General features: G+C 49.7%; 18 protein-coding genes and 3 pseudogenes. 12 read left to right on the top strand and 9 right to left on the bottom strand.

Annotated features, from left to right (window positions below; translation table 11 throughout):
• Positions 1-7: 7 nt before the first annotated feature.
• From ACHH0Z_RS17610 to ACHH0Z_RS17600, 3 genes and pseudogenes are all read left to right on the top strand, one after another.
• Positions 8-685 (top strand): annotated as a pseudogene (locus ACHH0Z_RS17610) (hypothetical protein); the annotation flags it as partial.
• Positions 682-915 carry a hypothetical protein gene (locus ACHH0Z_RS17605; RefSeq protein WP_021242712.1) on the top strand — a complete coding sequence of 78 codons (234 nt, stop codon included), beginning with the start codon at positions 682-684 and terminating at the stop codon, positions 913-915. The pseudogene ACHH0Z_RS17610 and the gene ACHH0Z_RS17605, both read left to right, overlap by 4 nt.
• A 130-nt stretch (positions 916-1,045) precedes the next feature.
• Entirely contained in the window at positions 1,046-1,342 is a 297-nt protein-coding gene (locus ACHH0Z_RS17600; protein WP_225828743.1) for a hypothetical protein, read from the top strand.
• A 38-nt stretch (positions 1,343-1,380) separates the two neighbouring features.
• Here ACHH0Z_RS17600 and ACHH0Z_RS17595 read toward each other — a convergent pair.
• Positions 1,381-1,556, bottom strand: a pseudogene (locus ACHH0Z_RS17595) (AAA family ATPase); the annotation flags it as partial.
• A gap of 86 nt (positions 1,557-1,642) precedes the next feature.
• On the opposite strand from ACHH0Z_RS17595, the pseudogene ACHH0Z_RS17590 reads away from it, so the two are divergent.
• The 5 genes and pseudogenes from ACHH0Z_RS17590 to ACHH0Z_RS17570 form a co-directional block, all read left to right on the top strand.
• A pseudogene (locus tag ACHH0Z_RS17590) lies at positions 1,643-2,512 on the top strand (VENN motif pre-toxin domain-containing protein); the annotation flags it as partial.
• A gap of 736 nt (positions 2,513-3,248) precedes the next feature.
• Positions 3,249-3,806 (top strand): hypothetical protein, encoded by a 558-nt coding sequence (locus ACHH0Z_RS17585; RefSeq protein ID WP_023326410.1) that lies wholly within the window; start codon positions 3,249-3,251, stop codon positions 3,804-3,806.
• A 445-nt stretch (positions 3,807-4,251) separates the two neighbouring features.
• Positions 4,252-4,503, top strand: a complete 252-nt coding sequence (locus ACHH0Z_RS17580) for a MafI family immunity protein (RefSeq protein ID WP_023326411.1) — start codon at positions 4,252-4,254, stop codon at positions 4,501-4,503.
• Positions 4,504-4,986: 483 nt separating this feature from the next.
• Complete coding sequence (locus ACHH0Z_RS17575) at positions 4,987-5,358, top strand: hypothetical protein (protein WP_023326412.1); 372 nt, start codon at positions 4,987-4,989, stop codon at positions 5,356-5,358.
• 425 nt (positions 5,359-5,783) lie between these two features.
• Positions 5,784-6,239, top strand: coding sequence for a hypothetical protein (locus ACHH0Z_RS17570; protein ID WP_023326413.1), 456 nt, complete (start codon positions 5,784-5,786; stop codon positions 6,237-6,239).
• A gap of 38 nt (positions 6,240-6,277) precedes the next feature.
• On the opposite strand, the gene ACHH0Z_RS17565 is transcribed toward ACHH0Z_RS17570, so the two are convergent.
• The 4 genes from ACHH0Z_RS17565 to ACHH0Z_RS17550 form a co-directional block, all read right to left on the bottom strand.
• The gene (locus ACHH0Z_RS17565) at positions 6,278-7,366 is read right to left on the bottom strand and encodes an AAA family ATPase (RefSeq protein WP_045406889.1); all 1,089 of its coding nucleotides are present in this window, start codon (positions 7,364-7,366) and stop codon (positions 6,278-6,280) included.
• A gap of 145 nt (positions 7,367-7,511) precedes the next feature.
• Positions 7,512-8,471, bottom strand: coding sequence for a DUF523 and DUF1722 domain-containing protein (locus tag ACHH0Z_RS17560; RefSeq protein WP_008500118.1), 960 nt, complete (start codon positions 8,469-8,471; stop codon positions 7,512-7,514).
• A 102-nt stretch (positions 8,472-8,573) separates the two neighbouring features.
• A complete protein-coding gene (gene uraH, locus ACHH0Z_RS17555; protein ID WP_008500117.1) occupies positions 8,574-8,984 on the bottom strand; it encodes a hydroxyisourate hydrolase in 411 nt (136 codons plus the stop codon).
• 99 nt (positions 8,985-9,083) lie between these two features.
• Positions 9,084-9,809, bottom strand: a complete 726-nt coding sequence (locus ACHH0Z_RS17550) for a MerR family transcriptional regulator (RefSeq protein WP_008500116.1) — start codon at positions 9,807-9,809, stop codon at positions 9,084-9,086.
• A gap of 117 nt (positions 9,810-9,926) precedes the next feature.
• Here ACHH0Z_RS17550 and ACHH0Z_RS17545 point away from each other — a divergent pair, with 117 nt between their 5' ends.
• The 3 genes from ACHH0Z_RS17545 to ACHH0Z_RS17535 all read left to right on the top strand — a co-directional run bounded on the left by ACHH0Z_RS17545 (position 9,927) and on the right by ACHH0Z_RS17535 (position 12,080).
• Positions 9,927-10,451: a lipocalin family protein gene (locus tag ACHH0Z_RS17545; RefSeq protein WP_008500115.1), complete on the top strand. Its 525-nt coding sequence runs from the start codon at positions 9,927-9,929 to the stop codon at positions 10,449-10,451.
• A gap of 78 nt (positions 10,452-10,529) precedes the next feature.
• Positions 10,530-11,576 carry a class I SAM-dependent methyltransferase gene (locus ACHH0Z_RS17540; RefSeq protein ID WP_045406891.1) on the top strand — a complete coding sequence of 349 codons (1,047 nt, stop codon included), beginning with the start codon at positions 10,530-10,532 and terminating at the stop codon, positions 11,574-11,576.
• A gap of 66 nt (positions 11,577-11,642) precedes the next feature.
• Entirely contained in the window at positions 11,643-12,080 is a 438-nt protein-coding gene (locus ACHH0Z_RS17535) for an acetyltransferase (RefSeq protein ID WP_045406894.1), read from the top strand.
• Between the two features lie 29 nt (positions 12,081-12,109).
• Here ACHH0Z_RS17535 and ACHH0Z_RS17530 read toward each other — a convergent pair whose 3' ends face one another.
• The 3 genes from ACHH0Z_RS17530 to ACHH0Z_RS17520 all read right to left on the bottom strand — a co-directional run bounded on the left by ACHH0Z_RS17530 (position 12,110) and on the right by ACHH0Z_RS17520 (position 13,526).
• A complete protein-coding gene (locus tag ACHH0Z_RS17530) occupies positions 12,110-12,409 on the bottom strand; it encodes a helix-turn-helix domain-containing protein (protein WP_045352829.1) in 300 nt (99 codons plus the stop codon).
• Complete coding sequence (locus ACHH0Z_RS17525) at positions 12,406-12,717, bottom strand: type II toxin-antitoxin system RelE/ParE family toxin (RefSeq protein WP_239519699.1); 312 nt, start codon at positions 12,715-12,717, stop codon at positions 12,406-12,408. Before ACHH0Z_RS17525 ends, ACHH0Z_RS17530 begins: the two co-directional genes overlap by 4 nt.
• A 467-nt stretch (positions 12,718-13,184) precedes the next feature.
• Positions 13,185-13,526, bottom strand: a complete 342-nt coding sequence (locus ACHH0Z_RS17520) for a SymE family type I addiction module toxin (protein ID WP_045406896.1) — start codon at positions 13,524-13,526, stop codon at positions 13,185-13,187.
• 84 nt (positions 13,527-13,610) lie between these two features.
• Between ACHH0Z_RS17520 and ACHH0Z_RS17515 the strand changes: the two genes are divergently transcribed.
• Positions 13,611-13,808, top strand: a complete 198-nt coding sequence (locus tag ACHH0Z_RS17515; protein ID WP_045352823.1) for a toxin-antitoxin system HicB family antitoxin — start codon at positions 13,611-13,613, stop codon at positions 13,806-13,808.
• Positions 13,809-13,820: 12 nt separating this feature from the next.
• Here ACHH0Z_RS17515 and ACHH0Z_RS17510 read toward each other — a convergent pair whose 3' ends face one another.
• Positions 13,821-14,678, bottom strand: coding sequence for a WYL domain-containing protein (locus ACHH0Z_RS17510; protein ID WP_045406904.1), 858 nt, complete (start codon positions 14,676-14,678; stop codon positions 13,821-13,823).
• Positions 14,679-14,795 lie beyond the last annotated feature (117 nt).

Genomic DNA, 14,795 nt, shown 5'->3' with positions numbered 1-14,795 from the left:
CACTTGTGGTGCTGTAGTTGTTGAGAATAATTTCCTTGGAACGGAAATCGATCAGGTTAAGGCAGCTCAAGCACATGGAGCTGATGTACTTTCATGCACCGATGCTCCAGGTGGTGAAGCCTGTAAGCGAGGCGAAGCCGTTAATAAAGCTTATGCTGGGGCATTAGCGACAGGTACTGTTGCTTTGCTGCCAGGTAGCGCTCAGGCCTTATGGGGATTAGGCGCAGGTGCTAATGCCGGTATCAACTATCTGTCTGATGGAACTATAGACCCAACAACAGCTGTTATCGGTGGCTGGGTTAACGTGATCAGTGCCGGGAATAGTATTGCAGGAACGATTGGCTGGAATGCGGCTGGAGGTGCATTAGGAAACTGGCTTGAAGGGAAAGACCCAATTTCTGGTGCGGTAGTAAATGGCGCAGGTTCTCTTGTGGGTTATGGCGTTGGCAACGGCCTTAAATGGGGAGTTAATGCTGGCGCTAACTGGTGGAAAGGTGGCTGGGATCCCAAGTTTAACGCCGAGTTGAGACAGTTTACTGAAGTAAAAGGAGATTATGGTCTTTCAAAAGAAATGAAACCAAGCAATGTCCCAAGCTCGATTGGTGACATTGGTGGTAGTATCTCGTCAGAACTTGGAGGTAAGTATACAGAGTATAAAATGAAGCAAGCAGGAGATGGCAAATGAAAATACTAAAATACACTCTTCCTTTGGTTTTTTTTATAGCATTTAGTATGGTTTCGATTTTTCTGACAGGGATCGTTTTATATGCATGTGGGGAGGTTTTTTTCTTAGCATATAAAGGAATACCAATGTCTTTTTCATCGGATATTGTTTTGTTTTTAGGTAAAATAAGTATATGTATTGGTATTTTCGCCGGTGTAATGTTATGGATCGCCAATTTGCTAAAAAAATGACCGTCGCATTTTTCGTCGGAACGGTCGTTTTTTCCGTTTTAGTAAAGCGACGGGAAAAAGCGTCCAGTCACCGTTTACCCCGATGTTTTTCTTTGACGCACTCTTTTTTGGTCTGGGTAGTAAGCGAGACATGAACATTGCAGCATGTTCATTTATCGTCTTTTTAGTCAGTATCTGGGGATTAATTTATTTAAAATTAAGCACTCATTTTTGGGGAAGTCGCGAAAGTTATTTTGGTTTTGCGATCGCCGGAATTTTATTTCTGATTATGCATTGCCGCTATTGTGCAAAAAATGTCGTTATAAAAAATGATGGCCTGGCCCCCATGAGAGAGTTGATTAATATCCGGCGATCCGGCCTTACCAGCCCCTTTATATGGTTAAGCAGGGCCGGGTATCTGGGGTTCTTTATTGGCATGCTTCACTGAAGCGAGATGCGAAAAAACTGCCTCCGTGCCCATTGAGACTACCCCAGCCTCTCCACCCGCGTCTCCCCCTCCGCCATCGAAGCTGATACAGCGAAAACGATCGCTGCTTCTCAATCAACGTCGCCAGCTCCGGCGAGTGGCTGGTGAGCCAGATCTGCGAGTAGCGGCTGGCCTCGGCGATTAAGCTCGCCAGGGCGGGTAGCATCTGTGGGTACCTTCGGATAACTCCGCCGGTGTTGTCGCTGTAAAACACGCAGATGGGGAAGGCCAGGTCAAGGATACGTATCAGCTTTAGCGGCTGCGGCCACGCAGTCAGCGGTAGCCGACGGTGCTATCATTGTTCGCGACCAGGCTAACCAGAAGCAGGACGTCAGCACGCTCAGCCGTGACACTGACCATGCCAACGGCAGCCTCGACCCGATCTTTAACAAAGAGAAAGAGCAGAAACGCCTGCAAACCGCGCAAATGATTGGCGAGATCGGCAATCAGGTTGCGGATATTGCGCGCACCAACGGCAAGATTGCGGCCACGGAAGCGGCCAACGAGAAGATGAAAACCGCGGGCAGCGATGCGCGTAACGCCGCCATCAGCCAGCTGAAAAAAGACGGTAAAGAGGTTACCGATCAGGCGATTCATGACCAGATGTACCAGACCTTCTATAACGAAGCGTTTAACCAGTCTGGCATGGGAACGGGGCCGAGCACCCAGCGCGCCATCACGGCAGCAACGGCGGCCATTCAGGCGCTGGCAGGTGGTGACATTAAAGCTGCGATTGCGGGCGGTGCCGCGCCGTATATCGCCAATGCCATCGCGAATGCCATCCCGGAGAAGGATCTTAAGGGACGCGTGCTGGCCCATGCGGTTGTCAACGCCGCACTTGCAGCCGCTTCCGGCAGAGATGCGGCGTCGGCCGCAACCGGTGCAGCGGTGGGTGAGCTGGCTGGTAAGATTGCGGTTGACGGTTTTGGCAAACAGGTCAGCGAACTGAGCGAGGAAGAAAAACAGACGGTATCTGCGCTGGCGACACTGGCTTCTGGCCTGGCTGGCGGGCTTGTCGGAGACAGCAGCGCGAATGCGGCAGCGGCGGCTCAGGCGGGCAAAACGACGGTTGAGAATAACTTTCTCTCTGGTGATATGTATGCGCTCGACAGAAAAGTGAAGGCAGCGAAAGAGAAAGGTGAAGATATAGAACCTATTCTGGAAGATGCCCGGAAACAGTCCCAAAAAGACAGGGATAAAATTAAGGCTTCTTGTAAAGCCAACCCTGATACTTGTGGGTTCTCGCGTGATGCGGCTAATGATGCTCAAAGTGAAATACTGGAGAATGGTCCATTCCTGAATATAGATCCCGATGTAGCAAAACTGGTTGCTCAGGAAACAGCGAAAGACAATGCGGTTATCAGTCAGAATACGAGCGAGTTTGGCAAAGGACTAGTGGTTGCTTCAGAAGGATTGTCAATCATTGCGGGTATGGGCACCAGTGCTGCGTTGAATGTGCTAAAGACCGGCGGGGCAATCAGAGATCCGAAAACAGGTTCTACAGTCACTGTATATCGGGTTGAAGGTGTCCCTAACACACGCGTTCTGATCGGTGAAAAAGGCCAAGTCACAATAACAGGCGAAACAACCTTATATTTGAATTTTGGTGACAAAGCGCGCGCCCAAGAATTTTTGCAAAAACGTATTTCGCAAAACATGGAAGGTGCTACAATAAAAACATTTGATGTGCCTACATCTGTTCTAAATGATTTAAGAAACTCTGCGGTTAAGGAAAATGTAGCTCGGTTGCCAGAAAATAAAGGTAAACCTGTTATTGCTGATCCGACAAAAGCGGATGATCAATATGGTATAAGGCCTGAAAAATTAAAAGATCTGCAAGATAAAATTATCCGGGGGTCAGGAAAAGATGAGTATAAGCGCTGAAATGGAAAGACAAATCTTACTTGAACGGGAAAGGTTAACTTTTCCTCCATTGCCAACACAAAAAGCAACAGGTGTAGGTATCGCTAGATTTATAGTGTCATGTGATTCTAATGCTTTTTTTGTTTTGCAATTGGCAAAAGAAGTCATATTAATTGTAAATAAACATTCACTTGAAGCATGGCCGTCACTTGAGTATTGGAATAAAATTCTTCCTTCGCAGTTTGTAAGTAACTGCCTTGCAGAATTAACAAAGCAAGAAAAAATAGAAGCCCAGATAAGATGGGAGCAGCTTGCATATAATGAAAAAATAAAAGAAGCAGCGCAAGATGAGCGTTGGACTTTATCAAGCTGGTTATCGTGGTTAGAACCTGAGGAACGGGAATGGTTTTGGTGGAATGCCATTCAGTTTGAACCACCGTTAGAAAACACTCATTTTGTAATAGAAGTAACATCACTTGACTCACCTTTTATGTCCGGCTCATTGAAATGGTTATTTAAAGCCTGTGGAGCTGTAGATGTAATTTCTGAAGATGATTTGTAGTATAGAATAACTCGCTGAGTGTCGTTATACAGGGCGGTAAACTGGCTGCGCAGGGATGTCTGAAAACTTCTACTTGCCGTGATCGGCTGGTTGCCAGTGGTCTGGGGGCCTAACTGGGGATTGGTGCATCCACATCAGCAATGTGTACATTGTCACAACAAGATGAGCAATTGTATCTCATCTATGTGGCCTCGCTCTATGATCTTTCCCAGCTCAGTTAGTTAAACGATGCCCAGAAAGCGGCCTATGAGTCCCTGCGAGGACCAGTACTTGCGGTACGTATATAAACGCAGTAAGGCCAGCAAGGTGGTTTGCTTGGGAAGAACGAGATAGTGTAAGAGTTCGTGTAGTATACGAACCCGCTAGAGGAAAATTGTAACAGCGTTTCCGGAAAGAAATCCTACCCCTCCAACTTTAAAACCTATTAAGAAATAGCGTAGGTGAAATGGATATTAATGACGAAATTAGATATTTTGGCGAAGGGTTAAAAGGTCGTCTTGAACCTTCGTTAGTTGACTTTGCTCTTGATTATCTTGGCTTTTCAGAAATTGTATTGGCTTTCGAAACGTTATGCGATCATATTGCTGATAATGATGTTGCGATCAGTAAAGAGGAATACTTGCAAGTACTTAAAATAAGTAATGACCTTGGTCTAAAGATTGATAGTAGGTATACTTATATCAATCCAGAAAAATAGTTTTAAAAATGTAGAAATGCTTCTAACACCAACGTCGGGAGCATTTTTAAAATACCTCACAATCTGCAAAAAATTCTTAGTAAGTGCAGACGAAAAACGTGTCAGGGAAAAATATTCCCGGACCGACAGTATAGTAGGTGAAAGCAATTGTCGCTCACCGAAAGTACAAGGGAAAAGCGGGTAGAGACAAGAATCCGCATAGGAAAGAGTTGTTGTTGAGAATAATTCTCTGGATTATATCGCCGGGCTGTTTGCTTTGGGACTATCTACTTGCTGCGTAAAAATAGCGCATTATGCATGGAACGGCGGAAGTTTTTGCAGCGGGTGGTCGGTTGGCGAGTCGATTATGATTCTGTAAAAGGCACCCATATTAATAGATTGGATTATAGCAAGGGACAGGAAAGGTGTTAAGAAAGTGATATCATTTGAGGATAATGAAAACGCCTTTAAGACTATATTGAAACAATTGAACAGGTAGATCTTATGACTTTATTTGAAGAGTGTAGTGAAGCTCTTAGTGCTGATTTCACTATTATTGATAAAGAAGAAGATGCGAGAGTAACTGCTATTCTGGAAGGATACCCCTTTGTTAGCGGAAACATTTCTTGGTCTGAATTAAGCTTTAGAGACTTTGAAACCAGTGATGAGTTACTCTGTCAATCCAGGTTAAAAAATGAAGATGTTTATGTCATTGCAGACGATGCAAATATACCTTTATTCAGAACTAATTTGAGATTAGTGCTTGAAAATATTTATGATGTCGCGGCGTTGTCACCAAAAATGTTCATTTTTAATGAAAGTATGATTTTGCAGCCACTATTTCCAACCGATGCATTTCGGCTCGGGACAAGATAGCGTTGTGGCACCGTAAACCAATTACCAGTAATAGCAGGTGCTACAGTAGGTGGCTATCTATCTGAGAGAGCAGGAAAAGAAGGCGAAGATTTTGCCAGGGGAAAACTGAAATGAAAAAATACAAATTATAGGACTTGGTTGTTGTTGATAATCGGTTTTTGGGTGATAAGGATATCACAACCTTCACTGCAAAATACGCAAGTGAGAAGGCTGAGGCCGAGATATATCAGCTTCTGTCTAAACTGAAAAAGCAGGACGCAGATGAGCAAAAATAATCGCTTAATTGATTTTGGTTAGTATAAAATATCGCACTAAGCAGGATTGAAGAAAGTTTTTTACAGTATTTGCTGAGCCATTTCTCTCAAAACCTAACGGCTCTAACAGTCCCGACCTCATATCCTGGCCCTTCAAAAAGGACTAATTAAATGATTTATCTGCTATTAGGAGTTGCGCTTTTCGCATTTTTCATCGGAACTGTCGTGTTTGTCCGTTTTAGTAAAATGACGGGAAGAAGCGTTCAGTCACCTCTTACCACGATGTTTTTCTTTGATGCGCTTTTTTTTGGTCTGGGTAGTAAGCGAGACATGAACATCGCAGCATCTTCATTTATCGTCTTTCTAGTCAGTATCTGGGGATTAACCTATTTAAAATTAAGCACCCATTTTTGGGGAAGTCGCGAAAGTTATATTGGTTTTGCGATCGCCGGAATTTTATTTCTGATTATGCATTGCCGCTATTGTGCAAAAAATGTCGTTATCAAAAATGATGGCCTGGCCCCCATGAGAGAGTTGATTAATATCCGGCGCTCCGGCCTTACCAGCCCCTTTATATGGTTAAGCAGGGCCGGGTATCTGGGGTTCTTTATTGGCATGCTTCACTGAAGCGAGATGCGAAAAAACAGCCTCCGTGCCCATTGAGACTACCCCAGCCTCTCCACCCGCGTCTCCCCCTCCGTCATCGACAGCTGATACAGCGAAAACGATCGCTGCTTCTCAATCAACGTCGCCAGCTCCGGCGAGTGGCTGGTGAGCCAGATCTGCGAGTAGCGGCTGGCCTCGGCGATTAAGCTCGCCAGCGCGGGCAGCATCTGCGGGTGCAGGCTGTTTTCCGGTTCGTTCAACGCGATAAACGCAGGCGGACGCGGGCTTAACAGCGCCACCGCCAGGCACAGAAAGCGCAGGGTGCCGTCGGAGAACTCCGCCGGTTCCAGCGGTCTGCTCAGCCCCTCGCGCTGCATCATCATGCGAAAACGTCCGCCGGTGTTGTCGCTGTAAAACACGCAGCCGGGGAAGGCCTGATCGAGGATGCGCATCAGCAGCAGCTCGTCGCCAATTTCGACGATGGTCTGAAACGCGGCCGCCAGGTTAGCGCCGTCGCTGGCCAGCACCGGGGAGCGGAAACCGACCTGCGGGGCGCGCATCGCCGAGCCGATTGATACAGAAAACTCATGATAAAAGCGCCAGTTACGCAGGGACTCGCGCATCTGCGACACTTCCGGGTAAAGATGCGGTTCGTCGAGCTGTCCGAATACCGATTCGTTCTCGTACAGCGTGCCGCTGTGGGTCACCTTCTCGTGATGCACGTTGTTCAGAAACACCGCCTGGTTCTTACGCTTCATCAGCTGCGACGAGGGGCGGCGGTGCTGGCCGCTCAGCCAGAGAGATTCTTCTTTGATCACCGGATCGAGCTGAAACTGCGAGGGATAGGGCAGCTTCTCCACAAACCCGACCTGCAGCTCGTATTCGTAGCTCTCTGTTTCCACCGCGAGGTTCATCCGCCGCAGCTGGTCGCTACGGGTTTTACCTGCCCAGAACACCTTCAGAATGCCGCCCTCGTTCGCCAGCGCCTGGGAAAACTGCCCTTGCGCGGCGCTGTGCATCAGGTGTATCGCCTTGTAGATATTGGATTTTCCGGTACCGTTCGGCCCAAAGACGATATTGAGCTGCTCCAGCTCCAGCGACATCTCGCGGATGGAGCGGTAGTTTTGAATGTGCAGGGTGTGGATCACAGGCAGGCCCCTTTCGCAGAATAAGCCTGTATATAATCACAGTCTTTGAGATGAAATGCAAAAAAGAGACGACAGTGAGGATGTCGTCTAAACGGGGTACTGCTTTGGGCCTCTACGGGTCAATGGGGCCTTCGCATTTTTTTCATCACTTGACTGCCAGACGCAGACCCAAATCATCAGGATAGGGATCAAAGTAGTTTTGCGTCATCAGATACCGGTCGGGGTATTCGGCCAGGTAGTGCTTCAGCAGCGTGATCGGGGCGAGGATAGGCAACTGTCCGTTGCGATAATGCAGGATCACGTCGCGCAGTTCGCCGCGCTGGCGGGTGTTCAGCTGGTTACGAAAATACCCCTGAATATGCATCAGCACGTTGGTGTGATTCTTCCGCGAAGCGGGTTTTTTTAGGATGGTCATCAGCTTTTCCCGGTACGCCACAAAGAAGGCGTCCAGGTCTTCCCACTCGTGCAGCGAGGCAACGAACGGGCCGATTTCACGGTAACCCGCCTGATGGTGCGCCAGCAGCTGGAGTTTGTAACGGCTGTGGAAGTCCAGCAGCGCGCGGCGCGTGAGGCCATTTTTACGCAGCGTGTTCAGTTCGTGCAGGGCAAAAACACGTTCGACAAAGTTTTCCCGCAGCACCGGATCGTGCAGGCGTCCGTCCTCTTCCACGGGCAGCCACGGCCAGGTTTCAAGGAGGGCGGCGGTGAACAGCCCGACCCCCTCCTTGCGGCCCCGGTTGCCGTTTTCATCATACAGGCGCACGCGTTCCATGCCGCAGCTTGGAGATTTAGCGCAGACGATAAACCCGGCGAGATCGCCGATTTTCGGCAAAAAATCTGCCGTAAAGTCCGCCATTTTCTGCGTAACGTCTTCGTGAGGCGCGTGGCTAAAGCGCATCTGCGTTTCACCGCTGGTAGTCATAATCAAACGCAGCGCAGGGCGAGGCGTCGGCAGGCCGATGGCCATTTCCGGACAGACGGGCCTGAAGTTCACCCACTGGGCCAGCTCATCCATGACGAAGCTCATACGCTTGTGTCCGCCGTCAAAGCGAACGGCGGATCCGGTCAAACATCCGCTAATACCGAGCACAGGTTTCGTTGTCATGGTGTGGTCCTCCCGTTCATATAATTAAAACTTATACAACATGACTAATTTGTCCAAGTATTCGCGGAACTATTTTTTTTATTCCTTTAGAATCAATGCGTCTTAGCTGCCCTTATAGGTCGAGTAACCGTACTGGCTCAGCAGAAGTGGGATGTGCAGCTTCTCGTTGGTGCGCGTCACGGTAAACAGCACCGGGATCTCCGGGAAGAAGGAGTCCAGCTTTTTGCCGTGGAAGTACTCTGCGGTTTTGAAGGTCACTTTATACACGCCAGGCTGCATGTCCTGATCCTGCGGATAGAGCGATTTGATGCGTCCGTCATGGTCGGTTTTACCGCTGGCAATCGGGGTCCATTTGTCCTGCTGCTGCTTCTCCAGCGTAACGCTCACGTCTGATGGCGGCATCCCGGTTTGCTGGTCGAGAATGTGGACGCTCAGCGTACCGGCAGGGGCGCTAAAGGCGGCAGGGGCAAAGGCCATTGAGGCCAGGATCAGCAGAGGGGCAGTTTTTTTCATGGTGTTTTCCTGTGGAGTTATTCGTCACAGGAAAACGTTAGCATTTGCGGCGCGGGAAAATATTCAACTTTTCGTGAAGATTCCCGCAGGAGAAAATGATCAGAGGATAATCACTTCAAGCGATACCTGCTGCTGCCACTGCTCCACCTGCTTTTTCCGCCCGGCGGTGAGTTTACCGCTGGTGACCAGCAGCCATTTTCGCTCCGGGAAAATGTCCGGAGCCAGGGCGTCTGGCGGAACTGGCAGAATGTCGATGCGGTGGCCCTGCCCGGTGCGCGTTAGGGCTTCGAGCCAGATCTCGCACGGGTCGTTCAGGTGCCAGCCGCTAAGCAGAATGTTATCGCCCGGCGCTTTTTTATCGCCTTCGAGGCAAAACGAGGTATAGGCGATGATGATGCCGTCGAGGATCGCGCGCAGGGTCATGGCGGCGGCCACGTTAGCTGAGACCTGGCGGCGCAGCGGGCGCAGCACGTTCGCGACCAGTTCGGGTCTTGGGTACTCGCGTCCGGCGTCGTAAATCATCTGGCGCAGGGACTCGACTTTGCCGTCCTGCAGGCGTTGCAGCATGTTCTGCTGCAGGGTTTGCCAGTTGTTGGTTCGGCCCGGCGTCGGGCGTTCCAGCAGCGGTTTGACCTGGCCGATCGGGACACCTTTTTTTACCCAGTCGAGGATTTTGAGCGCCTGCTGGACGTCCTCATCGCTGTACTGGCGATGGCCGCCTTCCGTGCGCTGTGGCTTGAGTAAACCATAGCGACGCTGCCACGCCCGCAGGGTGGTGGCGGTGATGCCGCTGAGTCTGGCGAATTCGCCGATGGAGTAAGCCATGTCCGTGTCCAGAGTGGAGGAATACTCTCAATATACTACGAATTTTCCCGAACGGGATGAAGCGCCGAAACGGTGCACTACACTTAACATCCAACCGTGCAAATGAAAGGAATTCTCATGAAGCTATGGCCTGTTGTGACCGGTGTTGCGATTGCTTTGACGCTGGTCGCCTGTAAATCCCCCACGCCGCCGAAAGGCGTGCAGCCTATTACCAACTTCGAAGCCAGCCGCTATCTCGGCAAATGGTACGAAGTCGCCCGTCTGGAAAACCGCTTCGAACGCGGCCTGGAGCAGGTGACGGCGACCTACGGCAAGCGCAGCGACGGCGGTATCAGCGTGCTTAACCGGGGCTACGATCCGGTGAAGAATAAGTGGAACGAGAGCGAGGGGAAAGCGTACTTTACCGGCGAACCGACCACGGCCGCGCTGAAGGTCTCCTTCTTCGGCCCGTTCTACGGCGGCTATAACGTGATCAGACTGGATGACAAGTACCAGTACGCGCTGGTCAGCGGCCCGAACCGCGATTACCTGTGGATCCTGTCGCGCACGCCGACCATCCCGGATGCGGTGAAGCAGGATTACCTGAACACCGCGCGCAGTCTGGGCTTCCGGGTTGACCAGCTGGTGTGGGTGAAGCAATAAAAATCGTGCTTTCTTCCTGGGGCATTACTGGCTGGCCTGGATAGACTTCCGTTAAAAGCCTAACGGGGAGAAGACGACATGAACTGGCAGCCTTTTCGCGGCGATGCGCCGGAAAATATGACGATTTTCAGCGCGTCATTTCCCGACGTCAGCGACCAGTGGCCGATGAAAGACGATGCTGCCCGTGAGATCGCCTCCCTTGACCGCGCCCTGAAAGCCGAGCCAGCGCTCCGTCCGCCGCGGGTGGAATACGACGAGGGCGGGCAGGCCGTGCTTGTCACCCAGAACCGCTATTCCGAACAGGCCTTCCGTAACCGCCCGGCCCTCACCGCGTGGCGCACCCGGCTGGTCCCCTCCGCGCTGGCGCTGTTTGTGGTGCAAAACCCGCTGGAGGACCGCCTGCCCGACGGCACAAAAATGGACAGCGACAGCCGCCAGTGGTTTATCCACGCTAACGATGCGATTGGCGTGCGCTCCCGCGCCCGGGTGCTGGCCGCGCTGGTGGATAAGTACATTCATAATGAAAGCGAGAACAACTGGGTCAGTCTCGCGAGCGGCGCCGCCATTCCGGTGCTGGAGGCGCTGCGCGAAGCAAAGCTCGACGGTCAGCAGGTGTATCTCATCCTGGTGGACAAAGACCCCGTAGCGCTGAGCTGGGCGGAAACCATGGCGGCGCAGGAAGGCATTGTGGTGGGCGAACAGCTGACGCTGCTCAGGCGTAACCTGCTCCATACGCTGGTGCGTAACGAGGACCTGCTGCTGGAGCTGGGGGAGCATCAGGCCGAACTGGTCGACGCGCTGGGGATTTTCGAATACTTCAATGATACCGACGCGGTGATTTTTCTCCAGCGCGCGCTGCGGCTGGTCAAACCCGGCGGGGCGGTGATTGTGTCGAACATGCTCACCAGCAGCCCGCAGATTGACTTTGTGCTGCGCGGTATCGGCTGGGAGGATATTCACCCGAGGTCGTTACAGCAGCTGCAGGACATCCACCTCGCGGCGGGCGTGCCGGTGGAAAACGTCACCGTGGTGGTGCCGAAGGACGGGGTGTATGCGGTGATGGAGATCAGGGTAGGGGATGAAAAACCGCACGGTCAGTTCCCTCTCCCTGTGGGAGAGGGTTAGGGTGAGGGGGAACAGGCCGCATAGCGTGATTTGCATTAGTAGGATTTTCCAATCATGATCTCCCCCATGAAAATTGAAACCGCACTCCCCACACACTTCGAGCGTCTGGTCGCGATCTGGGAATCCTCCGTCCGCGCCACCCATCACTTTTTACAGGAAAGCGATATTGCGGCGCTGCGCCCGCTATTGCTCAACGCGTATTTGCCAAACCTCACCGTCGTGATGGCCCGCGATGACGCAGGCGTTATTCACGGCTTTTTAGGCGTGGATGAAAACCGCATTGAAATGCTGTTTGTTGACGATGCGAGCCGGGGGAAGGGCGTCGGGAAATTGCTGCTGCAGTACGCCATCGCCGAGTTTGGCGCGAACGAAGTGGATGTTAATGAGCAGAATCCGCAGGGCGTGGGATTTTATCGCCATATGGGGTTTGAGCAGGTCGGACGCTCGGAAGTGGACGGGCAAGAGAATCCGTTTCCGTTGCTGCATTTGCGGTTGGCTAAGTGAATATTCACTTAACGCAGGAATCACGCTTGTTAGATATGAAATGCAACGCGTTTTCCTGTGGGAAGTTCAACGTCGATACAGAGTTTCCCACCCATTGCCTCGATGTAACGCTTAAGCGTGGCAATTTTTAGTTCATTTCCACGTTGCTCTATCTGAGTTACTGCGGGCTGGCTCACCCCCATCAGGTCAGCAACTTTTTTTTGCGAAAGCCTGAGCTCTTCGCGTAAAAGTTGCAGACCCGTTTCGAGGATCATTTCCTCTGCCATCTCTTTAATACGTTGTTGGCTTTCCGGTGAACGTGACGCAATCACTTCATTTAAGGTTTTCACTTGGCTGCCTCTTGGCTTGTCAGATGAAGGGAAAATTCGGCATCTGCGATGCGAATCATTTTTTCATAAAAGGTTTTGTCGTTACTCTTATCGCCCGCGCAAAGCACAATGGCCTGACGTACAGGATCAAATGCGAAGAAAGCACGAACAGGACGACCAGCATATTGAATACATAATTCTTTCATATGCTTATACCGTGAGCCTTTAACCGTATCTGCATAGGGACGAGGAAGACGTGGCCCATAGTGTTGCAGATTTAGCAGGTTTGCCAGTACCTTATCCTGTAATCCTTCTTCTTGTTCAAACAACCACTACTCGAACACCTTTCCGAACCGAACCGTCCACATGCTTTCGTCCATGATAAGCTGTAGCTTATAAACAGAATATAAGCTGTAGTTAATAAATGCAATGGCAGTCATCGACAGCCAAGCTGTTAGTGGCAGGAGTATGACAAAGAGGGGATTTCAAACGGATCGTGCAATTAAGAAATTGCGAGGCGCTTTCCAGCGTTTTCTCATTCATGCTGGAGAGTGAGGCTGGCGTTCGTTCGTGACGAACCTTTTGATCTGGTATTACTGGGGCGTTTGAGGGTTCCTGGTGAAACTGGGCGCCCCGGGAGAGCGGTACCCGTTATGGTTAACTATCTTTCTGAAAACCTGATGTTTCCCTTCAGGCGAACTATCCGGGATTTCCGGATAGTAGAATGTTAATCATTTTCTCCTGCCGGATAATGGATGACATCATTATCAGTAATGCCGCCTCCATATTCTCAACGTTAAGCTCGGTGGTTTGCACTCACGTTTGCGAGCCGCTTTCCAGGACGCGGAGTTTGAATCGCCGCAAGCACGTCCTCTATCTCAATGAGCTTTGCCTTCGTCCGTTTATAATCGTCCTGCAAACGCTGCTCCTGCTCGTTATACGCCACCAGAACGATGCATCCTTTCATGACCTTTACCGTGACCTGCTGTCCGGTATCAAAACCCGCCGCGCGCAGCCACTTGCCGGAAAGGATGATTTTCGGCGTGGATTTGTCGAAAACATTCGGGCGGTATCCCACAATTAACGAACGCTCGGTTCCGGATTGGTCGGTGTCTGGGGTAGAATGCGAATCAGCCATAATCAACTCTTTGATAGTTGGTGAGGTTTGACGCTCCGGTTGTGTTCCCGCACATCGAGGCGTTGCTAATACAGGGGGGTTTAGGTGACCTTATGTCGATTATATCGCGCGAAAAAAACAAAAGGCGGCGGGCAGACTCCGCAGTTTAAGATGCGTATTGATCCGGCATTGAAGGAGCAGTTGGATGCTGTGGCGGCTGAGGAAGGGGTGAGTCTCGCCAGTTGGTTGAAGGAACTGGCGAGGGAGGCTTTGCGTGCGAAAGGAATAAAACCTTTAGGCTAGTTAAAACCTAATTCATTCTGTAGGAGCCAGAAACATGAAATCTTTTTTAGCATATTGAGCATGATTTTTTAGATGCAATTGGTAGATCTCAGGATTTAATATTGCATCAAAAGAACAGTCAACGTTCCATGCTCTTAGATAGAATCCTGCCGTCGCTTCTCGTACTTTCACAATTAAAGAGCCCCTAATCATTCTGTATTCATATTCGATCGTATCTTTGAATTTTATTCTTGGGTGTGGAACTATTTCTAGTTCAAGAATATTATTCCACTCAATGTCATCACCTATGGTTTCACCTTTTCCAGCCATAACATTCAATAAGTTAGCTTTAGTTATTCGAGATGGGGAGAGACTAATGAACTTCTTATATTTACTATCATAAGCTCGCACATATATTTTTAAGCCATCATCGAACAGACTATGGGGGGTAATAATTCTTTTTGATTTTCCACTCGTAACAGAAAGATACTCAATCTCTACTTTCTTTTTTTGTGTAATAGCTCTAGTTATTGGAGAAAATGCTTCTTTACTAGGTATATTAAGACGCTGACATCTATAAATATAATTAATATCTGTTTTTTCTATTTTTTCAGATTTTATCCAGCAAAGGACATCAATATCGCTTAAGTTATAATATGGAGAAAAGATCTCATCATTTATAATATGTTTTTTTGTTTTTGAATCGAAGTAACTGTTTTTACCTTCAGTAATCTCATTATATTTATTAATATCTCTTGTGGCTGATGCTTCTTTTATATTGAAGGCCTCCATTAATGAAGAGCGGGACACCTCACCTTTATATATTAAGGAAAATTCAATGTATCTCAGCCGATCACTATCGTGCGGTATAAAAGTTGATATCGGATTCATGCTACCCTCCGTAGAATGTGTTATGCTAGCAATCTACTACATATGGTGTCTATGATAGAGCAAAGATCAGATTGATGCCATGGGTGCGATCAAAATGATCTCACTTCTGCTTGATCC

The sequence above is a fragment of the Enterobacter cloacae complex sp. 2024EL-00227 genome (genome assembly GCF_043945315.1).
Taxonomy (GTDB): domain Bacteria; phylum Pseudomonadota; class Gammaproteobacteria; order Enterobacterales; family Enterobacteriaceae; genus Enterobacter; species Enterobacter roggenkampii.
This window is presented reverse-complemented; position numbering and strand designations above follow the sequence as displayed.

What these genes read in the sequence shown, in the direction of transcription:
- ACHH0Z_RS17605 (WP_021242712.1), top strand. Translation starts at nt 682, where the DNA reads ATGAAAATACTAAAATACACTCTTCCTTTGGTTTTTTTTATAGCATTT.
- ACHH0Z_RS17600 (WP_225828743.1), top strand. Translation starts at nt 1,046, where the DNA reads ATGAACATTGCAGCATGTTCATTTATCGTCTTTTTAGTCAGTATCTGG.
- ACHH0Z_RS17585 (WP_023326410.1), top strand. Translation starts at nt 3,249, where the DNA reads ATGAGTATAAGCGCTGAAATGGAAAGACAAATCTTACTTGAACGGGAA.
- ACHH0Z_RS17580 (WP_023326411.1), top strand. Translation starts at nt 4,252, where the DNA reads ATGGATATTAATGACGAAATTAGATATTTTGGCGAAGGGTTAAAAGGT.
- ACHH0Z_RS17575 (WP_023326412.1), top strand. Translation starts at nt 4,987, where the DNA reads ATGACTTTATTTGAAGAGTGTAGTGAAGCTCTTAGTGCTGATTTCACT.
- ACHH0Z_RS17570 (WP_023326413.1), top strand. Translation starts at nt 5,784, where the DNA reads ATGATTTATCTGCTATTAGGAGTTGCGCTTTTCGCATTTTTCATCGGA.
- ACHH0Z_RS17560 (WP_008500118.1), bottom strand. Translation starts at nt 8,471, where the DNA reads ATGACAACGAAACCTGTGCTCGGTATTAGCGGATGTTTGACCGGATCC.
- uraH (WP_008500117.1), bottom strand. Translation starts at nt 8,984, where the DNA reads ATGAAAAAAACTGCCCCTCTGCTGATCCTGGCCTCAATGGCCTTTGCC.
- ACHH0Z_RS17550 (WP_008500116.1), bottom strand. Translation starts at nt 9,809, where the DNA reads ATGGCTTACTCCATCGGCGAATTCGCCAGACTCAGCGGCATCACCGCC.
- ACHH0Z_RS17545 (WP_008500115.1), top strand. Translation starts at nt 9,927, where the DNA reads ATGAAGCTATGGCCTGTTGTGACCGGTGTTGCGATTGCTTTGACGCTG.
- ACHH0Z_RS17540 (WP_045406891.1), top strand. Translation starts at nt 10,530, where the DNA reads ATGAACTGGCAGCCTTTTCGCGGCGATGCGCCGGAAAATATGACGATT.
- ACHH0Z_RS17535 (WP_045406894.1), top strand. Translation starts at nt 11,643, where the DNA reads ATGAAAATTGAAACCGCACTCCCCACACACTTCGAGCGTCTGGTCGCG.
- ACHH0Z_RS17520 (WP_045406896.1), bottom strand. Translation starts at nt 13,526, where the DNA reads ATGGCTGATTCGCATTCTACCCCAGACACCGACCAATCCGGAACCGAG.
- ACHH0Z_RS17510 (WP_045406904.1), bottom strand. Translation starts at nt 14,678, where the DNA reads ATGAATCCGATATCAACTTTTATACCGCACGATAGTGATCGGCTGAGA.